The sequence below is a fragment of the Pseudomonas sp. MF6396 genome (genome assembly GCF_002018915.1).
Taxonomy (GTDB): Bacteria; Pseudomonadota; Gammaproteobacteria; order Pseudomonadales; family Pseudomonadaceae; genus Aquipseudomonas; species Aquipseudomonas palmensis.
The window spans coordinates 62,497-79,413 of record NZ_MVOK01000013.1 but is presented as its reverse complement, the minus strand read 5'-3'; the positions used below and the strand labels follow the sequence as shown (position 1 = coordinate 79,413).

Below are 16,917 nucleotides of genomic sequence, written 5' to 3'. Positions count from 1 at the left end.
CCGGTACCTATGACCAGTCCAGCACTCTACGAACCCGAAAAGACACGCGTCATCGTCGGCATGTCCGGCGGCGTGGACTCTTCCGTCTCCGCCCTCCTGCTGATCGAGCAGGGCTACCAGGTGGAAGGCCTGTTCATGAAGAACTGGGAAGAGGACGACGGCACCGAATACTGCACCGCCCGCGAAGACCTGGCCGATGCCCAGGCCGTGTGCGACCGCATCGGCATCAAGCTGCACACTGCCAACTTTGCCGCCGAGTACTGGGACCACGTGTTCGAGCACTTCCTGGAAGAGTACAAGGCCGGGCGCACGCCGAACCCGGACATCCTGTGCAACCGCGAAATCAAGTTCAAGGCGTTCCTCGACTACGCCCTGATGCTCGGTGCCGACCTGATCGCCACCGGCCACTATGTGCGCCGCCGCGACATCGACGGGCGTACCGAGCTGCTCAAGGGCCTGGACCCGAACAAGGACCAGAGCTACTTCCTGCACGCCGTCGGCGGCGAGCAGATCGCCCGCACGCTGTTCCCGGTGGGCGAACTGGAAAAGCCCGAGGTGCGCGCCATCGCCGAAAAACACGGCCTGGCCACGGCCAAGAAGAAGGACTCCACCGGTATCTGCTTTATCGGCGAGCGCCGTTTCAGCGATTTTCTCAAGCAGTACCTGCCGGCGCAGCCCGGTGAAATCCAGACCACCGAGGGTGAAGTCATCGGCCAGCACCACGGCCTGATGTACCACACCATCGGCCAGCGTCAGGGCCTTGGCATCGGCGGCCTCAAGGATGCCAGCGACGAGCCGTGGTACGTGCTGGAGAAAGACCTCAGCCGCAACGTGCTGGTGGTCGGCCAGGGCAACGAGCACCCGTGGCTGTTCTCCCGCGCCCTGCTCGCCTCGGAGATCTTCTGGGTCAACCCCGTCGACCTCTCCAGCCCGCGCCAGCTGACGGCCAAGGTGCGCTACCGCCAGAGCGACCAGGCGTGCACCCTGGAACGCACCGCAAGCGGCTACCGCGCCGTTTTCGACGAGCCGCAGCGCGCCGTGACGCCGGGCCAGTCGGTGGTGTTCTATGACGGTGAGGTATGCCTGGGGGGCGGTGTGATCGAAGTGGCCGAGCCCTGGAGCAGCCGCTGATGAACCAGATGCAAGAACAACTGGTCGCTCTGGGCGGGGTATTCCAGGCCGCCGTGCTGGTCGACCGAATCGCCCGCACGGGCCAGGCCAGCGAGGCCGACCTGGGCTGCATGCTCGGCAGCCTGCTGGTACGCGACCCCAAGGACACCCTGGAGGTGTTCGGCGGTGACGACCTGAACCTCAAGGATGGCTACCGCGCCCTGGCCAGCGCGCTGGAGCGCGACCCTGCCAGCCTGCAGCGCGAGCCGCTGCGCTACGCCTTGTCGATGCTGGGCCTGGAGCGCCAGCTGGCCAAGCGTGGCGACATGCTCGACACCATCGGCAAGCGCCTGCCGCAGATCCAGTCCCAGGCCGATCATTTCGGCCTGGTGCATGAAAACGTGATCGCTTCGTGCGGCGCCCTCTACCAGGACACCCTGAGCACCCTGCGCCAGCGTATCCAGGTGCATGGCGACATGCGCAACCTGCAGCAGCCCAACAATGCCTCGAAGATCCGCGCCCTGCTGCTGGCCGGCATCCGTGCTGCGCGCCTGTGGCGCCAGCTGGGCGGGCACCGCTGGCAGCTGGTGATCAGCCGGCGCAAGCTGCTCAAGGAGCTGTACCCGATGCTGCGCGGCTGACCCTGACCGCGTCGCGGCCTTCGCTGGCTTGCCAGCGAAAAGGCCCGAAAGACCTTTTGTCACCCTCAAAACCCGGGCGCGTTTTTCATGTATGATATGCGCCCTTTTCGTTGCCCGACTGTCCGAGAACACCCCATGCAGCTTTCCTCGCTCACTGCGGTTTCCCCTGTTGACGGCCGCTACGCCGGCAAAACCCAGGCCCTGCGCCCCATCTTCAGCGAATACGGCCTGATCCGTTTCCGCGCCCTGGTCGAGGTCCGCTGGCTCCAGCGCCTGGCCGCCCACCCGCAAATCGCTGAAGTACCAGCGTTTTCCGCCGAAGCCAACGCCGTGCTCAACGCCCTGGCCGACGACTTCGCCCTCGAGCACGCCGAGCGCGTCAAAGAGATCGAGCGCACCACCAACCACGACGTCAAGGCCATCGAGTACCTGCTCAAGGAGCAGGCCGCCCAGCTGCCGGAACTGGCCAAGGTCAGCGAGTTCATCCACTTCGCCTGCACCAGCGAGGACATCAACAACCTGTCCCACGGCCTGATGCTGCGCGAAGGCCGCGACAGCGTGCTGCTGCCGCTGATGCGCCAGATCGCCGAGTCGATCCGCGAACTGGCCCACCGCTTCGCCGACGTACCGATGCTGTCGCGCACCCACGGCCAGCCGGCTTCGCCGACTACCCTGGGCAAAGAGCTGGCCAACGTGGTGTACCGCCTGGAGCGCCAGATCGCCCAGGTTGCCGCCGTGCCGCTGCTGGGCAAGATCAACGGCGCCGTGGGCAACTACAACGCCCACCTGTCGGCCTACCCGCAGATCGACTGGGAAGCCAACGCCCGCGCCTTCATCGAAGACGAGCTGGGCCTGGTGTTCAACCCCTACACCACCCAGATCGAACCGCATGACTACATTGCCGAGCTGTTCGACGCGATCGCCCGCTTCAATACCATCCTGATCGACTTCGATCGCGATATCTGGGGCTACATCTCGCTGGGCTACTTCAAGCAGCGCACCATTGCCGGCGAAATCGGTTCCTCGACCATGCCGCACAAGGTCAACCCGATCGACTTCGAGAACTCCGAAGGCAACCTGGGCATCGCCAACGCGCTGTTCCAGCACCTGGCCAGCAAGCTGCCGATCTCGCGCTGGCAGCGCGACCTGACCGACTCCACCGTGCTGCGCAACCTGGGCGTCGGTTTCGCCCACAGCGTGATCGCCTACGAGGCCAGCCTCAAGGGCATCAGCAAGCTGGAAATCAACGAAGCCCGCATCGCCGAAGACCTGGACGCCTGCTGGGAAGTCCTGGCCGAGCCGATCCAGACCGTGATGCGCCGCTACGACATCGAAAACCCGTACGAGAAGCTCAAAGAGCTGACCCGCGGCAAAGGTATCAGCCCTGAAGCGCTGTTAACCTTCATCGATGGCCTGGACATGCCGGCCGAAGCCCGCGCCGAGCTGAAGAAGCTGACCCCGGCCAACTACATCGGTAATGCCGCGGCACAAGCCAAACGCATCTGATTGCCCCCGCGTTTTGACGCCCGGCTTGGCCGGGCGTTTTTATTGCTGAAAGAAAATTACTTTTTTTCAATAGGTTACACATGAATCCTGATACCCCACTTCAGCTGCTGGGCGGCCTGACTGCCCGCGAATTCCTGCGCGACTACTGGCAGAAGAAGCCCCTGCTGGTTCGCCAGGCCTTCCCTGATTTCGAAAGCCCGATCGATGCCGATGAACTGGCCGGCCTGGCACTGGAAGAGGAAGTCGAATCGCGCCTGGTCATCGAACATGGCGAGCGCCCGTGGGAACTGCGCCGCGGCCCGTTCGACGACGATACCTTCAGCACCCTGCCTGAGCGCGACTGGACCCTGCTGGTACAAGCCGTCGACCAGTTCGTGCCGGAAGTGGGCGAGCTGCTGGAGAGCTTTCGCTTTCTGCCAAGCTGGCGCATCGACGACGTGATGATCAGCTTCGCCGCCCCGGGTGGCAGCGTGGGCCCGCACTTCGACAACTACGACGTGTTCCTGCTGCAAGGCCAGGGCAAGCGCAACTGGAAGATCGGCCAGATGTGCGACAGCGACAGCCCGCTGATCGAGCACGCCGACCTGCGCATCCTGGCCGACTTCGAGCAGACCGATGAGTGGACCCTGGAACCGGGCGACATGCTCTACCTGCCACCGCGCCTGGCCCACTACGGTGTGGCCGAAGACGACTGCCTGACCTATTCGGTCGGCTTCCGCGCGCCGAGCGCCGCCGAAGTGCTGACCCACTTCACCGACTTCCTCAGCCAGTTCCTGCCTGACGAAGAGCGCTACACCGACGCCGACGCCCAGCCAGTGAGCGACCCGCACCAGATCCAGCGCGACGCCCTGGACCGCCTCAAGGGCCTGCTGGCCGAGCACATGAGCGACGAGCGCCTGCTGCTGACCTGGTTCGGCCAGTTCATGACCGAACCACGCTACCCGGAACTGGTGGCTGGCGAGGCACTGAGCGAAGAAGACCTGATCGACAGCCTGGAACAGGGTGCGATCCTGATCCGCAACCCGAGCGCGCGCCTGGCCTGGTCGGAAGTCGACGACAACGTGCTGCTGTTCGCCAGCGGCCAGAACCGCCTGCTGCCGGGCGAACTGCGCGACCTGCTCAAGCTGATCTGCGCCGCCGACGCCCTGCACGTGGAAAACCTCGCGCCATGGCTTGGCGACGAAAATGGCCTTACCCTGATCTGCGAACTGGTCAAGCAAGGAAGCCTGGGATTTGCCAATGAATAAGATCGAAGTACGCCTGGCCGATTGGCAGAAAGACAACGCCGACATCCGCCGTATCCGCGAATCGGTGTTCATTGCCGAGCAGAACGTGCCGCCAGAGTTGGAGTGGGATGCCGACGACAACATCGCCGTGCACTTCCTGGCCTTTGAGGGTGACTACGCCATCGGCACCGCCCGCCTGTTGCAGGATGGCCAGATCGGGCGCGTGTCGGTGCTCAAGGACTGGCGCGGGCTCAAGGTGGGTGACGCACTGATGCAGGCCGCCATCGCCGAGGCGCAGAACCGCGATCTGCGCCAGCAGAAGCTCACCGCACAAGTGCATGCCACTGCGTTCTACGAGCGCCTGGGCTTCAAGGTTGTCAGCGAGGAGTTCCTCGAGGCCGGCCTGCCGCACGTGGACATGGTGCGCGACTCGCAGTAAGCGCCAGCCCTGTCGCCGGCAAGACCAGCTCCCATACCCGCGGGAGCCGGCCTTGCCGGCGAACAGGCCAGCACAACCGCTACAAATTTGCCATCATGTCCACTCCACCCGCGGAGACCATGGACATGCCGCTACGCCCCCTGCTCGCCACCCTGCTTCTGTCGTTCAGCCTCAGTGCGCTGGCCGCCACCGAAGTCCTGCCGCTGAACCACCGCACCAGCGCCGAACTGCTCCCCGCCGCGCAAGCCTTCATCGGCAAGGACGGCAGTGTCAGCACCTTCGAAAACAAGCTGATCGTCAATGCCGAGCCCGGCAAGATCGACGAACTTCGCACCCTGCTGCAACAACTGGACACCGCCCCCAAGCGCCTGCTGATCAGCGTCGACAACACCGACAGCAACGTCCAGGACAACCGCGGCAACGCCCGCGTGATCCGCTACGGCACCGCCAACCGCGAGGGTGGGCTGCAACAGGTGCAGGCCAGCGAGGGCACTCCAGCGCTGATCCAGGTTGGCCAGAGCATTCCCATTACCAGCACCCAGACCGACAGCTACGGACGCGTTCAGAGCAACACCGAGTACCGCAACGTCACCCAGGGTTTCTACGTCACCGCCAGCGTCACCGGCGAAACCGTGCACCTTGCCATCAGCACCAACAATGACCGAATGAGCCAGGAACGTCCCGATGTAGTGAAGGTGCAAAGTACCGACACGAAGGTCACCGGCAAGCTTGGCGAGTGGATCAGCCTGGCAGGTGTCAACGCTCAAAGTCAGGCCGATCGCAGCGCTTCGACCCTCAGTTACTCCACCCAGCGCGGTGAGAACATGACTTTGCGGGTAAAAGTCGAGGCACTGGACTGACCCCGCGCCGTTCAAGGCCTCGACCAAAGGCCTCGAAACTGACTGACGAGTCGTATTAGACCAAAGATGTAGTGGATGAAAAAAAGCACTACAAAACATTTGACGCCCCCGAATCGCAGAGGCATGATGGCCCCGCTCCCGCTAATCAGAGGCCCTGGCAAGGGCCTTCGAGTTGCGCTCTGACCTACCCGACCTGAGCCGATTCGTGTCTGTACAGCCCACAAGGCGGTTTGACGAGATTGCGACTGGAACGAAGTTGTCCCGAGGGACGGAAGCGCATCAAACGGTAGACGGCACACCCTGATCGACGCAGCACGGCAACCACGAGCCAACCTGCCCGACAGCCACGCCAAGGACCTGCTCACTTCCCCCTTCGAGCCCCATCGTTCAACGTCGCCATTTCGCCCACACCACTGGCTGCCAGTGCTTCTGACCAGCGAGCAATCGGAGCTGCCCCTGTACGCACAGCGCAGCCGACAGAGCGAACATTTTTTACCGACCTATGCGACGAGGTTTACTTTCATGGCACTGACACGCGAACAGCAAATTGCAGCCCTCGAAAAAGATTGGGCCGAGAACCCACGCTGGAAAGGCGTGACCCGTACCTACTCTGCCGCTGATGTCGTTCGTCTGCGTGGCTCGGTTCAACCTGAGCACACCCTGGCCCGCATGGGTGCCGAGAAGCTGTGGAACCTGGTAACCAAAGGCGCCCACCCTTCGTTCCGCCCTGAAAAAGATTTCGTCAACTGCATGGGCGCCCTGACCGGCGGCCAGGCTGTTCAACAGGTCAAGGCCGGTATCCAGGCTATCTACCTGTCCGGCTGGCAAGTGGCTGCCGACAACAACTCGGCCGAGTCCATGTACCCAGACCAGTCGCTGTACCCGGTGGACTCCGTGCCAACCGTGGTCAAGCGCATCAACAACTCGTTCCGTCGCGCCGACCAGATCCAGTGGAAAGCCGGCAAGAACCCGGGCGACGACGGCTACATCGACTACTTCGCACCGATCGTGGCTGACGCTGAAGCCGGTTTCGGCGGCGTACTCAACGCCTACGAGCTGATGAAGAACATGATCGAGGCAGGCGCCGCCGGCGTTCACTTCGAAGACCAGCTGGCCTCGGTTAAAAAATGCGGCCACATGGGCGGCAAGGTACTGGTTCCGACCCAGGAAGCCGTACAGAAGCTCAGCGCTGCCCGCCTGGCGGCCGACGTTGCCGGTGTACCGACCATCATCCTGGCCCGTACCGACGCCAACGCCGCCGACCTGCTGACCAGCGACTGCGACCCGTACGACCAGCCATTCGTGGTGGGTGAGCGTACCCAGGAAGGTTTCTACAAGGTACGTGCCGGTCTGGACCAGGCGATTGCCCGCGGCCTGGCCTACGCACCGTATGCCGACCTGATCTGGTGCGAAACCGCCAAGCCGGACCTGGACGAAGCACGCCGCTTTGCCGAAGCCATCAAGAAGGAATACCCGGACCAGATCCTGTCCTACAACTGCTCGCCTTCCTTCAACTGGAAGAAGAACCTGGACGACGCGACCATCGCCAAGTTCCAGCGCGAGCTGTCGGCCATGGGCTACAAGCACCAGTTCATCACCCTGGCTGGCATCCACAACATGTGGCACGGCATGTTCAACCTGGCGCACGACTACGCCCGCAACGACATGACTGCCTACGTGAAGCTGCAGGAGCAGGAATTCGCCGACGCGTCCAAAGGCTACACCTTCGTGGCGCACCAGCAGGAAGTGGGCACTGGCTACTTCGACGACATGACCACCGTGATCCAGGGTGGCAAGTCTTCGGTTACCGCCCTGACCGGCTCGACCGAAGAAGAGCAGTTCCACTGATCGGCTGATCGATTGGTGACATTCGGGTAACACGCAAGACCCGGGGCCTGTGATGGGGCTCCGGGTCTTGTGCCATTCATACCCCGCGCAGGCGCCAGCCTTGCCGGCGAAAAGGCCAGCCGCCCGGCACAAGGCTTCCTTATTACCCCCGATTGGCTATGCTAGTGCACACCGGCGTCAGCGGACGGCCGTGGCAGCGCAGATACCGACGCGCCACCCCCGCGCACAATCCTGAGCCAGAGCCCAGCGCCAGCACGCAGACACTGCCCGAAACAGGGGCGCACAAACTTGCCGGCCACACCCTTGAACAACAACTTTTAGTTGACGCAGGAGGTAGGAATAACAGGAGCTCTTCAAATGATATTAATTATCATTTCGAAACTTGCATTTCGTTACGCCATACAAGAAACATAATTAACAAAAGCACGCGCAATCCACGGAATACGTGGCCTGCAGCGAGTTACGAAAGATTTTTGTTCTTAATGCTACGAATAAATTTGCTGCAGAAATTTTACTTGCTACGGGTTTACCCATAAAATCAGCGCGATAGATTTCGCTGCGACATATCGTCACTGCTCTACTTCTTTTCAAGCTCAGAGACCAAGCGCTCTGTTAAGGATTTTCAGCATGCCCGATTCGACAGGACTCATCGCCCACAACTGGGGCTTTGCCATCTTCCTTTTGGGTGTCGTCGGCCTGTGTGCCTTCATGCTCGGCCTGTCCGCACTGCTGGGCAGCAAGGCCTGGGGCCGCAGCAAGAACGAACCGTTCGAGTCCGGCATGCTGCCAACAGGCGGTGCCCGCCTGCGTCTTTCCGCCAAATTCTATCTGGTCGCGATGCTGTTCGTGATCTTCGATATCGAAGCCCTCTTTCTCTTTGCATGGTCTGTGTCCGTCCGCGAAAGCGGCTGGACCGGATTCGTCGAAGCACTCGTTTTCATAGCAATTCTGTTGGCAGGTCTTGTCTACCTATGGCGCGTCGGGGCCCTCGATTGGGCTCCCGAAGGTCGTCGCAAGCGGCAAGCGAAGCTGAAACAATGAGGCTTTGGCAATGCAATACAATCTCACCAGGATCGACCCCGATGCGCCCAACGAGCAGTATCCAATCGGTGAACGGGAAACCGTCTCCGATTCGCTGCTAGAGGACCAGGTCCACAAGAACATCTTCATGGGCAAGCTCGAAGATGTGCTCAGTGGAGCCGTCAACTGGGGGCGCAAGAATTCCCTGTGGCCGTACAACTTCGGCCTCTCCTGCTGCTACGTGGAAATGACCACGGCCTTCACGGCGCCCCACGACATCGCCCGCTTCGGCGCCGAGGTCATCCGGGCATCGCCGCGTCAGGCCGACTTCATGGTCATCGCCGGCACCTGCTTCATCAAGATGGCGCCGATCATCCAGCGCCTGTACGAGCAGATGCTCGAACCCAAGTGGGTCATCTCCATGGGTTCGTGCGCCAACTCCGGTGGCATGTACGACATCTACTCGGTCGTTCAGGGGGTCGACAAGTTCCTCCCCGTGGATGTCTACGTGCCTGGCTGCCCGCCTCGCCCCGAAGCGTTCCTGCAAGGCCTGATGCTGCTGCAGGAATCGATCGGCAAGGAGCGGCGCCCTCTTTCATGGGTCGTCGGCGATCAAGGCGTGTACCGCGCCGAGATGCCGTCGCAGAAAGAGCAGCGTCGTGAACAGCGTATCCAGGTTACCCACCTGCGCAGCCCCGACGAAGTCTGATCCAGCGACCTGCCGCCTGTTCATTCGAGCAGGCGGCCTGGCTTCATTCTCTACGTTGACCGAAAGCGATCGAGACCATGACAGCGGACACCGCTATTTACATCCCGCCTTACAAGGCTGACGACCAGGATGTGGTCGTCGAATTGAACAATCGTTTTGGCCCCGAGGCGTTCACCGCCCAGGACACCCGCACCGGCATGCCGGTGCTTTGGGTTGCCCGCGCCAAGCTGATCGAAGTGCTGACCTTCCTGCGCAACGTGGCCAAGCCGTACAGCATGCTGTACGACCTGCACGGCGTGGACGAGCGCCTGCGCACCCAGCGTCGCGGCCTGCCGGGCGCCGACTTCACCGTGTTCTACCACCTGCTGTCCGTCGAGCGTAACAGCGACGTGATGATCAAGGTGGCACTGAACGAAGGTGACCTGAACCTGCCCACCGTCACCGGTATCTGGCCCAACGCCAACTGGTACGAGCGCGAAGTCTGGGACATGTTCGGCATCGACTTTGCCGGCCACCCGCACCTGACCCGCATCATGATGCCGCCCACCTGGGAAGGCCATCCGCTGCGCAAGGACTTCCCGGCGCGCGCCACCGAGTTCGACCCCTACAGCCTGAACCTGGCCAAGCAGCAGCTCGAGGAAGAAGCCGCACGCTTCAACCCCGAAGCCTGGGGCATGAAGCGTTCCGGTGCCAACGAGGACTACATGTTCCTCAACCTTGGCCCCAACCACCCTTCGGCTCACGGTGCGTTCCGTATCGTGCTGCAGCTGGACGGTGAAGAGATCGTCGACTGCGTCCCGGACATCGGCTACCACCACCGTGGTGCCGAGAAGATGGCCGAGCGCCAGTCCTGGCACAGCTTCATCCCCTACACCGACCGCATCGACTACCTGGGCGGGGTGATGAACAACCTGCCCTACGTGCTCGCGGTCGAGAAGCTGGCCGGCATCAAGGTGCCGCAGAAGGTCGACACCATCCGCATCATGATGGCCGAGTTCTTCCGCATCACCAGCCACCTGCTGTTCCTGGGTACCTACATCCAGGACGTCGGCGCCATGACCCCGGTGTTCTTCACCTTCACCGACCGTCAGCGCGCCTACACCGTGATCGAAGCCATCACCGGTTTCCGTCTGCACCCGGCCTGGTACCGTATCGGTGGCGTGGCCCACGACCTGCCGCGCGGCTGGGAAAAACTGGTCAAGGACTTCGTCGACTGGCTGCCCAAGCGCCTCGACGAGTACACCAAGGCCGCCCTGCAGAACAGCATCCTCAAGGGCCGTACCATCGGCGTGGCTGCCTACAACACCAAGGAAGCCCTGGAATGGGGCGTCACCGGTGCCGGCCTGCGTTCGACCGGTTGCGACTTCGACCTGCGCAAGGCACGCCCGTACTCGGGCTACGAGAACTTCGAGTTCGAAGTGCCGCTGGCCAGCAATGGCGATGCCTATGACCGCTGCATGGTGCGCGTGGAAGAAATGCGCCAGAGCATCAAGATCATCGACCAGTGCATGCGCAACATGCCGGAAGGCCCGTACAAGGCGGATCACCCGCTGACCACGCCGCCGCCAAAAGAGCGCACCCTGCAGCACATCGAGACCCTGATCACGCACTTCCTGCAGGTTTCGTGGGGCCCGGTCATGCCGGCCAACGAGTCCTTCCAGATGATCGAAGCGACCAAGGGCATCAACAGTTACTACCTGACGAGCGACGGCGGCACCATGAGCTACCGCACCCGGATCCGCACTCCGAGCTACCCGCACCTGCAGCAGATCCCTTCGGTGATCCGCGGCAGCATGGTCGCGGACCTGATTGCGTACCTGGGCAGTATCGACTTCGTTATGGCTGACGTGGACCGCTAAGCATGAATAACACGCTTATCCAAACCGACCGTTTCGCCCTGAGCGAAACCGAGCGCTCGGCCATCGAGCACGAGATGCACCACTACGAGGACCCGCGCGCGGCGTCCATCGAAGCCCTGAAGATCGTTCAGAAGGAACGCGGCTGGGTGCCGGACGGCGCCGTGTACGCCATCGGCGAAGTGCTGGGCATCCCTGCCAGCGACGTCGAAGGCGTGGCCACCTTCTACAGCCAGATCTTCCGCCAGCCGGTCGGCCGCCACATCATCCGTGTGTGCGACAGCATGGTCTGCTACATCGGCGGCCACGAGTCGGTGGTCAGCCAGATCCAGAGCGAGCTGGGCATCGGCCTGGGCCAGACCACCGCAGACGGGCGTTTCACCCTGCTGCCGGTGTGCTGCCTGGGCAACTGCGACAAGGCCCCGGCCCTGATGATCGACGACGACACCTTTGGCGACGTGCAACCTGCCGGCGTTTCCAAACTGCTGGAGGGTTACGTATGACCATCACTTCCTTCGGCCCGGCCAACCGCATCGCGCGCGCCGCCGAAACCCATCCGCTGACCTGGCGCCTGCGCGACGACGGCGAGCCACTGTGGCTCGACGAGTACCAGGCCAAGGACGGCTACACCGCTGCCCGCAAGGCACTGGCGCAGATGTCGCAGGACGACATCGTGCAGACCGTCAAGGACTCCGGCCTCAAGGGCCGTGGCGGTGCGGGCTTCCCGACGGGCGTCAAATGGGGCCTGATGCCCAAAGACGAATCCATGAACATCCGCTACCTGCTGTGCAACGCGGACGAAATGGAGCCCAACACCTGGAAGGACCGCATGCTGATGGAGCAACAGCCCCATCTGCTGATCGAAGGCATGCTGATCAGTGCCCGCGCGCTCAAGGCCTACCGCGGCTACATCTTCCTGCGTGGCGAATACACCACCGCCGCGCGCAACCTCACCCGTGCGGTCGAGGAAGCCAAGGCTGCCGGCCTGCTGGGCAAGAACATCCTGGGCAGCGGTTTCGATTTCGAACTGTTCGTGCACACCGGCGCCGGGCGTTACATCTGCGGTGAAGAAACCGCACTGATCAACTCCCTCGAAGGCCGCCGCGCCAACCCGCGTTCCAAGCCGCCCTTCCCTGCCGCCGTGGGCGTGTGGGGCAAGCCGACCTGCGTGAACAACGTCGAGACCCTGTGCAACGTGCCGGCCATCGTCGGCAACGGCATCGACTGGTACAAGTCTCTGGCCCGCGAAGGCAGCGAAGACCACGGCACCAAGCTGATGGGCTTCTCCGGCAAGGTGAAGAACCCTGGCCTGTGGGAACTGCCCTTCGGTGTCACCGCCCGCGAGCTGTTCGAAGACTACGCCGGCGGCATGCGCGACGGCTTCAAGCTCAAGTGCTGGCAGCCAGGCGGCGCCGGTACCGGCTTTTTGCTGCCCGAGCACCTCGACGCCCAGATGTACGCCGGCGGCATCGCCAAGGTCGGTACCCGGATGGGTACGGGCCTGGCCATGGCCGTTGACGACAGCGTCAACATGGTCTCGCTGCTGCGCAACATGGAAGAGTTCTTTGCCCGCGAATCGTGCGGCTTCTGCACCCCGTGCCGCGACGGCCTGCCGTGGAGCGTCAAGCTGCTGCGCGCCATCGAGAAAGGCCAGGGTCAGCCAGGCGACATCGAGACGCTGCTGGGGCTGGTCGGTTTCCTCGGCCCAGGCAAGACCTTCTGCGCTCACGCACCCGGTGCGGTCGAGCCGCTGGGCAGTGCCATCAAATACTTCCGCCCCGAGTTCGAAGCCGGCATCGCAGCCACTGCTGCACCGCGCCCGGACTTGGCCAAACCCGTTGTGGTTGGCGCATAACGAACAAGAAGACGGGCGGTCCGTGCCGCCCGTTGCCCGCGATGCTCGCCCGGATGACGGCGAACCGCAGGCATACAGCTTTCCATTAGCCACGCCCGCAGACGCGGGCCAACGAAGAACTTTGAACCATGGCCACTATCCACGTAGACGGCAAAGAGCTCGAAGTCAACGGTGCAGACAACCTGTTACAGGCGTGTCTGTCGCTAGGCCTCGACATCCCCTATTTCTGCTGGCACCCGGCGCTCGGTAGCGTCGGTGCCTGCCGCCAGTGTGCGGTCAAGCAGTACACCGACGAGAACGACACCCGTGGTCGCATCGTCATGTCCTGCATGACCCCTGCCACCGATGGCAGCTGGATTTCCATCGAAGACGAAGAAGCCCGCGTGTTCCGCGCCAGCGTCGTCGAATGGCTGATGACCAACCACCCGCACGACTGCCCGGTGTGCGAGGAAGGCGGTCACTGCCACCTGCAAGACATGACGGTGATGACCGGCCACAACGAGCGCCGCTACCGTTTCACCAAGCGTACCCACCAGAACCAGGAGCTCGGCCCGTTCATCTCCCACGAGATGAACCGCTGCATCGCCTGCTACCGCTGCGTGCGCTACTACAAGGACTACGCCGGCGGTACCGACCTGGGCGTGTTCGGTGCGCACGACAACGTGTATTTCGGCCGCGTCGAGGACGGTGCCCTGGAGAGCGAGTTCTCCGGCAACCTGACCGAGGTCTGCCCGACCGGTGTGTTCACCGACAAGACCCACTCCGAGCGCTACAACCGCAAGTGGGACATGCAGTTCGCCCCGAGCATCTGCCATGGCTGCTCCAGCGGCTGCAACATCAGCCCGGGCGAGCGCTACGGTGAACTGCGCCGCATCGAGAACCGTTTCAACGGCTCGGTGAACCAGTACTTCCTGTGCGACCGTGGCCGCTTCGGCTACGGCTACGTCAACCGTACCGACCGCCCACGCCAGCCACTGCTCCAAGACGGCCAGAAACTGGGCCTGGACGCCGCGCTGGACAAGGCCGCCGACATGCTGCGCGGGCGCAACATCGTGGGTATCGGTTCGCCCCGTGCAAGCCTGGAGAGCAACTACGGCCTGCGCGAGCTGGTGGGTGCCGAACACTTCTATGCAGGCATGGAAGCCGGTGAGCTGGAGCGCGTGCACCTGGCTTTGCAGGTGCTCAACGACAGCCCGCTGCCGGTGCCGACCCTGCGCGACATGGAAGACCATGACGCGGTATTCGTGCTTGGCGAAGACCTGACCCAGACCGCTGCCCGCGTGGCCCTGGCCCTGCGTCAGTCGGTCAAGGGCAAGGCCGAGGCGATGGCCGATGCCATGCGCGTTCAGCCGTGGCTCGATGCCGCGGTGAAGAACATCGGCCAGCACGCCATGTACCCACTGTTCATTGCCAGCCTGAGCGAGACCAAGCTCGACGACGTGGCGCAGGAGTGCGTGCACGCCGCGCCGGACGACCTGGCCCGCATCGGTTTCGCCGTGGCCCACGCCATCGACCCGAGCGCCCCAGCCGTCGAAGGCCTGGACGCCGAAGCCCTGGACCTGGCCAAGCGCATCGCCGACGCCCTGGTCGCGGCCAACCGCCCACTGGTGGTTGCCGGTACTTCGCTGGCCTCCAGGGCTCTGATCGAAGCTGCCGCCAACATCGCCAAGGCACTCAAGCTGCGCGAGAAGAACGGCTCGCTGAGCCTGGTGGTGCCCGAGGCCAACAGCCTGGGCCTGGCCATGCTCGGTGGCGAGTCGATCGATGCGGCGCTGGACGCCGTGATCGCCGGCAAGGCCGATGCCATCGTGGTACTGGAAAACGACCTGTACAGCCGCGTACCGGCTGCCAAGGTCGACGCTGCCCTGGCCGCGGCCAAGGTGGTGATCGTTGCCGACCACCAGAAAACCCCGACCACCGACCGCGCGCACCTGGTGCTGCCGGCCGCCACCTTCGCCGAGGGCGACGGTACCCTGGTCAGCCAGGAAGGCCGCGCCCAGCGCTTCTTCCAGGTGTTCGACCCGCAGTACCTGGACAGCAGCATCCTGGTGCACGAAGGCTGGCGCTGGATGCACGCACTGCGTGCCACCCTGCTCAACAAGCCGGTCGACTGGACCCAGCTGGACCACGTGACCCACGCCGTGGCTGGCGTGGTGCCGCAACTGGCCGGCATCGTCAACGCCGCGCCATCGGCCGCGTTCCGCATCAAGGGCATGAAACTGGCCCGCGAGCCGCTGCGCTACTCGGGCCGTACCGCCATGCGCGCCAACATCAGCGTGCACGAACCACGTACCCCGCAAGACCCGGACACCGCGTTCGCCTTCTCCATGGAAGGCTACTCGGGCTCCGCCGAACCGCGCCAGCAGGTGCCGTTCGCCTGGTCGCCGGGCTGGAACTCGCCGCAGGCCTGGAACAAGTTCCAGGACGAGGTCGGTGGTCACCTGCGTGCAGGCGACCCGGGCACCCGCCTGATCGAGACCCAGGGCGACAGGCTGAACTGGTTCGCCAGCGTTCCGGCGGCGTTCTCGCCGGCCCGTGGCACCTGGCAGGCCGTGCCGTTCTACCACCTGTTCGGCAGTGAAGAGAACTCTTCGCGCGCCGCCCCGGTGCAGGAGCGCATCCCGCAGGCCTACGTGGCACTGGCCAAGTCCGAAGCCGACCGCCTGGGCGTCAACGACGGCGCACTGCTGAGCCTGAACGTGGCCGGCCAGACCCTGCGTCTGCCGCTGCGCATCAATGAGGAACTGGGCGCAGGCCTGGTTGCATTGCCCAAAGGCCTGGCCGGCATCCCGCCTGCCATCTTCGGTGCATCCGTCGAAGGCTTGCAGGAGGCAGCACAATGACCTGGTTCACCCCTGAAGTGATCGATGTGATCCTCACTGTCATCAAGGCCATCGTGGTGTTGCTGGCGGTGGTGGTCTGCGGTGCGCTGCTCAGCTTCGTCGAGCGTCGCCTGCTGGGCTGGTGGCAGGACCGTTACGGTCCTAACCGCGTCGGCCCGTTCGGCATGTTCCAGATTGCCGCCGACATGCTGAAGATGTTCTTCAAGGAAGACTGGAACCCGCCCTTCGTCGACAAGGTGATCTTCACCCTGGCGCCGGTGGTGGCCATGAGCGCCTTGCTGATCGCCTTCGCGATCATCCCGATCACCCCGACCTGGGGTGTCGCGGACCTGAACATCGGCCTGCTGTTCTTCTTCGCCATGGCCGGCCTGTCGGTGTACGCCGTCCTGTTCGCCGGCTGGTCGTCGAACAACAAGTACGCCCTGCTCGGCAGCCTGCGGGCCTCGGCCCAGACCGTGTCGTACGAAGTGTTCATGGGCCTGGCGCTGATGGGCATCGTGGCCCAGGTCGGCTCGTTCAACATGCGCGACATCGTCGAATACCAGGCGCAGAACCTGTGGTTCATCATTCCGCAGTTCTTCGGCTTCTGTACCTTCTTCATCGCTGGCGTGGCCGTGACTCACCGTCACCCCTTCGACCAGCCGGAAGCGGAACAGGAACTGGCCGACGGCTACCACATCGAATATGCCGGCATGAAATGGGGCATGTTCTTCGTGGGCGAGTACATCGGCATCATCCTGATCTCGGCGCTGCTGGTAACCCTGTTCTTCGGTGGCTGGCACGGGCCGTTCGGCATCCTGCCGCAACTGTCGTTCGTGTGGTTCGCCCTGAAGACCGCGTTCTTCATCATGCTGTTCATCCTGCTGCGCGCCTCGATCCCGCGCCCGCGCTATGACCAGGTGATGGACTTCAGCTGGAAGTTCTGCCTGCCGCTGACCCTGATCAATTTGCTGGTGACCGCTGCGCTCGTGTTGCTCAACACGCCAGCTGTTGCGGCCCAGTGA

Annotated in this window: 14 protein-coding genes; all 14 read left to right on the top strand. The window is 63.3% G+C overall.

The window, feature by feature from the left end:
• The first annotated feature begins 9 nt into the window (after positions 1 to 9).
• The 14 genes from mnmA to nuoH all read left to right on the top strand — a co-directional run bounded on the left by mnmA (position 10) and on the right by nuoH (position 16,917).
• Positions 10 to 1,131: a tRNA 2-thiouridine(34) synthase MnmA gene (gene mnmA, locus MF6396_RS15070; protein WP_058541215.1), complete on the top strand. Its 1,122-nt coding sequence runs from the start codon at positions 10 to 12 to the stop codon at positions 1,129 to 1,131.
• On the top strand, positions 1,131 to 1,751 hold the full coding sequence (gene hflD, locus MF6396_RS15065; protein ID WP_043860859.1) for a high frequency lysogenization protein HflD: 621 nt from the start codon (positions 1,131 to 1,133) through the stop codon (positions 1,749 to 1,751). The genes mnmA and hflD overlap by 1 nt, the downstream gene beginning before the upstream one ends.
• Before the next feature lie 135 nt (positions 1,752 to 1,886).
• The gene (gene purB, locus MF6396_RS15060; RefSeq protein ID WP_043860860.1) at positions 1,887 to 3,257 is read left to right on the top strand and encodes an adenylosuccinate lyase; all 1,371 of its coding nucleotides are present in this window, start codon (positions 1,887 to 1,889) and stop codon (positions 3,255 to 3,257) included.
• An 80-nt stretch (positions 3,258 to 3,337) separates the two neighbouring features.
• Positions 3,338 to 4,504, top strand: coding sequence for a ribosomal protein uL16 3-hydroxylase (locus MF6396_RS15055; protein WP_078480763.1), 1,167 nt, complete (start codon positions 3,338 to 3,340; stop codon positions 4,502 to 4,504).
• Complete coding sequence (locus tag MF6396_RS15050; protein ID WP_043860862.1) at positions 4,497 to 4,922, top strand: GNAT family N-acetyltransferase; 426 nt, start codon at positions 4,497 to 4,499, stop codon at positions 4,920 to 4,922. The genes MF6396_RS15055 and MF6396_RS15050 overlap by 8 nt, the downstream gene beginning before the upstream one ends.
• A 125-nt stretch (positions 4,923 to 5,047) precedes the next feature.
• Positions 5,048 to 5,782, top strand: coding sequence for a secretin N-terminal domain-containing protein (locus tag MF6396_RS15045; RefSeq protein ID WP_231390883.1), 735 nt, complete (start codon positions 5,048 to 5,050; stop codon positions 5,780 to 5,782).
• A 522-nt stretch (positions 5,783 to 6,304) separates the two neighbouring features.
• Positions 6,305 to 7,630 carry an isocitrate lyase gene (gene aceA / locus MF6396_RS15040; RefSeq protein WP_043860864.1) on the top strand — a complete coding sequence of 442 codons (1,326 nt, stop codon included), beginning with the start codon at positions 6,305 to 6,307 and terminating at the stop codon, positions 7,628 to 7,630.
• A 627-nt stretch (positions 7,631 to 8,257) separates the two neighbouring features.
• The gene (locus tag MF6396_RS15035; RefSeq protein ID WP_010220397.1) at positions 8,258 to 8,671 is read left to right on the top strand and encodes an NADH-quinone oxidoreductase subunit A; all 414 of its coding nucleotides are present in this window, start codon (positions 8,258 to 8,260) and stop codon (positions 8,669 to 8,671) included.
• Between the two features lie 10 nt (positions 8,672 to 8,681).
• Positions 8,682 to 9,359 (top strand): NADH-quinone oxidoreductase subunit B, encoded by a 678-nt coding sequence (locus MF6396_RS15030; protein ID WP_043860865.1) that lies wholly within the window; start codon positions 8,682 to 8,684, stop codon positions 9,357 to 9,359.
• 77 nt (positions 9,360 to 9,436) lie between these two features.
• Positions 9,437 to 11,218: an NADH-quinone oxidoreductase subunit C/D gene (gene nuoC, locus MF6396_RS15025; protein WP_043860866.1), complete on the top strand. Its 1,782-nt coding sequence runs from the start codon at positions 9,437 to 9,439 to the stop codon at positions 11,216 to 11,218.
• 2 nt (positions 11,219 to 11,220) lie between these two features.
• Positions 11,221 to 11,718, top strand: a complete 498-nt coding sequence (nuoE, locus tag MF6396_RS15020; RefSeq protein ID WP_043860867.1) for an NADH-quinone oxidoreductase subunit NuoE — start codon at positions 11,221 to 11,223, stop codon at positions 11,716 to 11,718.
• Positions 11,715 to 13,070, top strand: coding sequence for an NADH-quinone oxidoreductase subunit NuoF (gene nuoF, locus MF6396_RS15015; RefSeq protein ID WP_043860868.1), 1,356 nt, complete (start codon positions 11,715 to 11,717; stop codon positions 13,068 to 13,070). Before nuoE ends, nuoF begins: the two co-directional genes overlap by 4 nt.
• A gap of 128 nt (positions 13,071 to 13,198) precedes the next feature.
• Positions 13,199 to 15,913: an NADH-quinone oxidoreductase subunit NuoG gene (gene nuoG / locus MF6396_RS15010; protein WP_078480761.1), complete on the top strand. Its 2,715-nt coding sequence runs from the start codon at positions 13,199 to 13,201 to the stop codon at positions 15,911 to 15,913.
• Positions 15,910 to 16,917 (top strand): NADH-quinone oxidoreductase subunit NuoH, encoded by a 1,008-nt coding sequence (nuoH, locus tag MF6396_RS15005; protein WP_054915105.1) that lies wholly within the window; start codon positions 15,910 to 15,912, stop codon positions 16,915 to 16,917. Before nuoG ends, nuoH begins: the two co-directional genes overlap by 4 nt.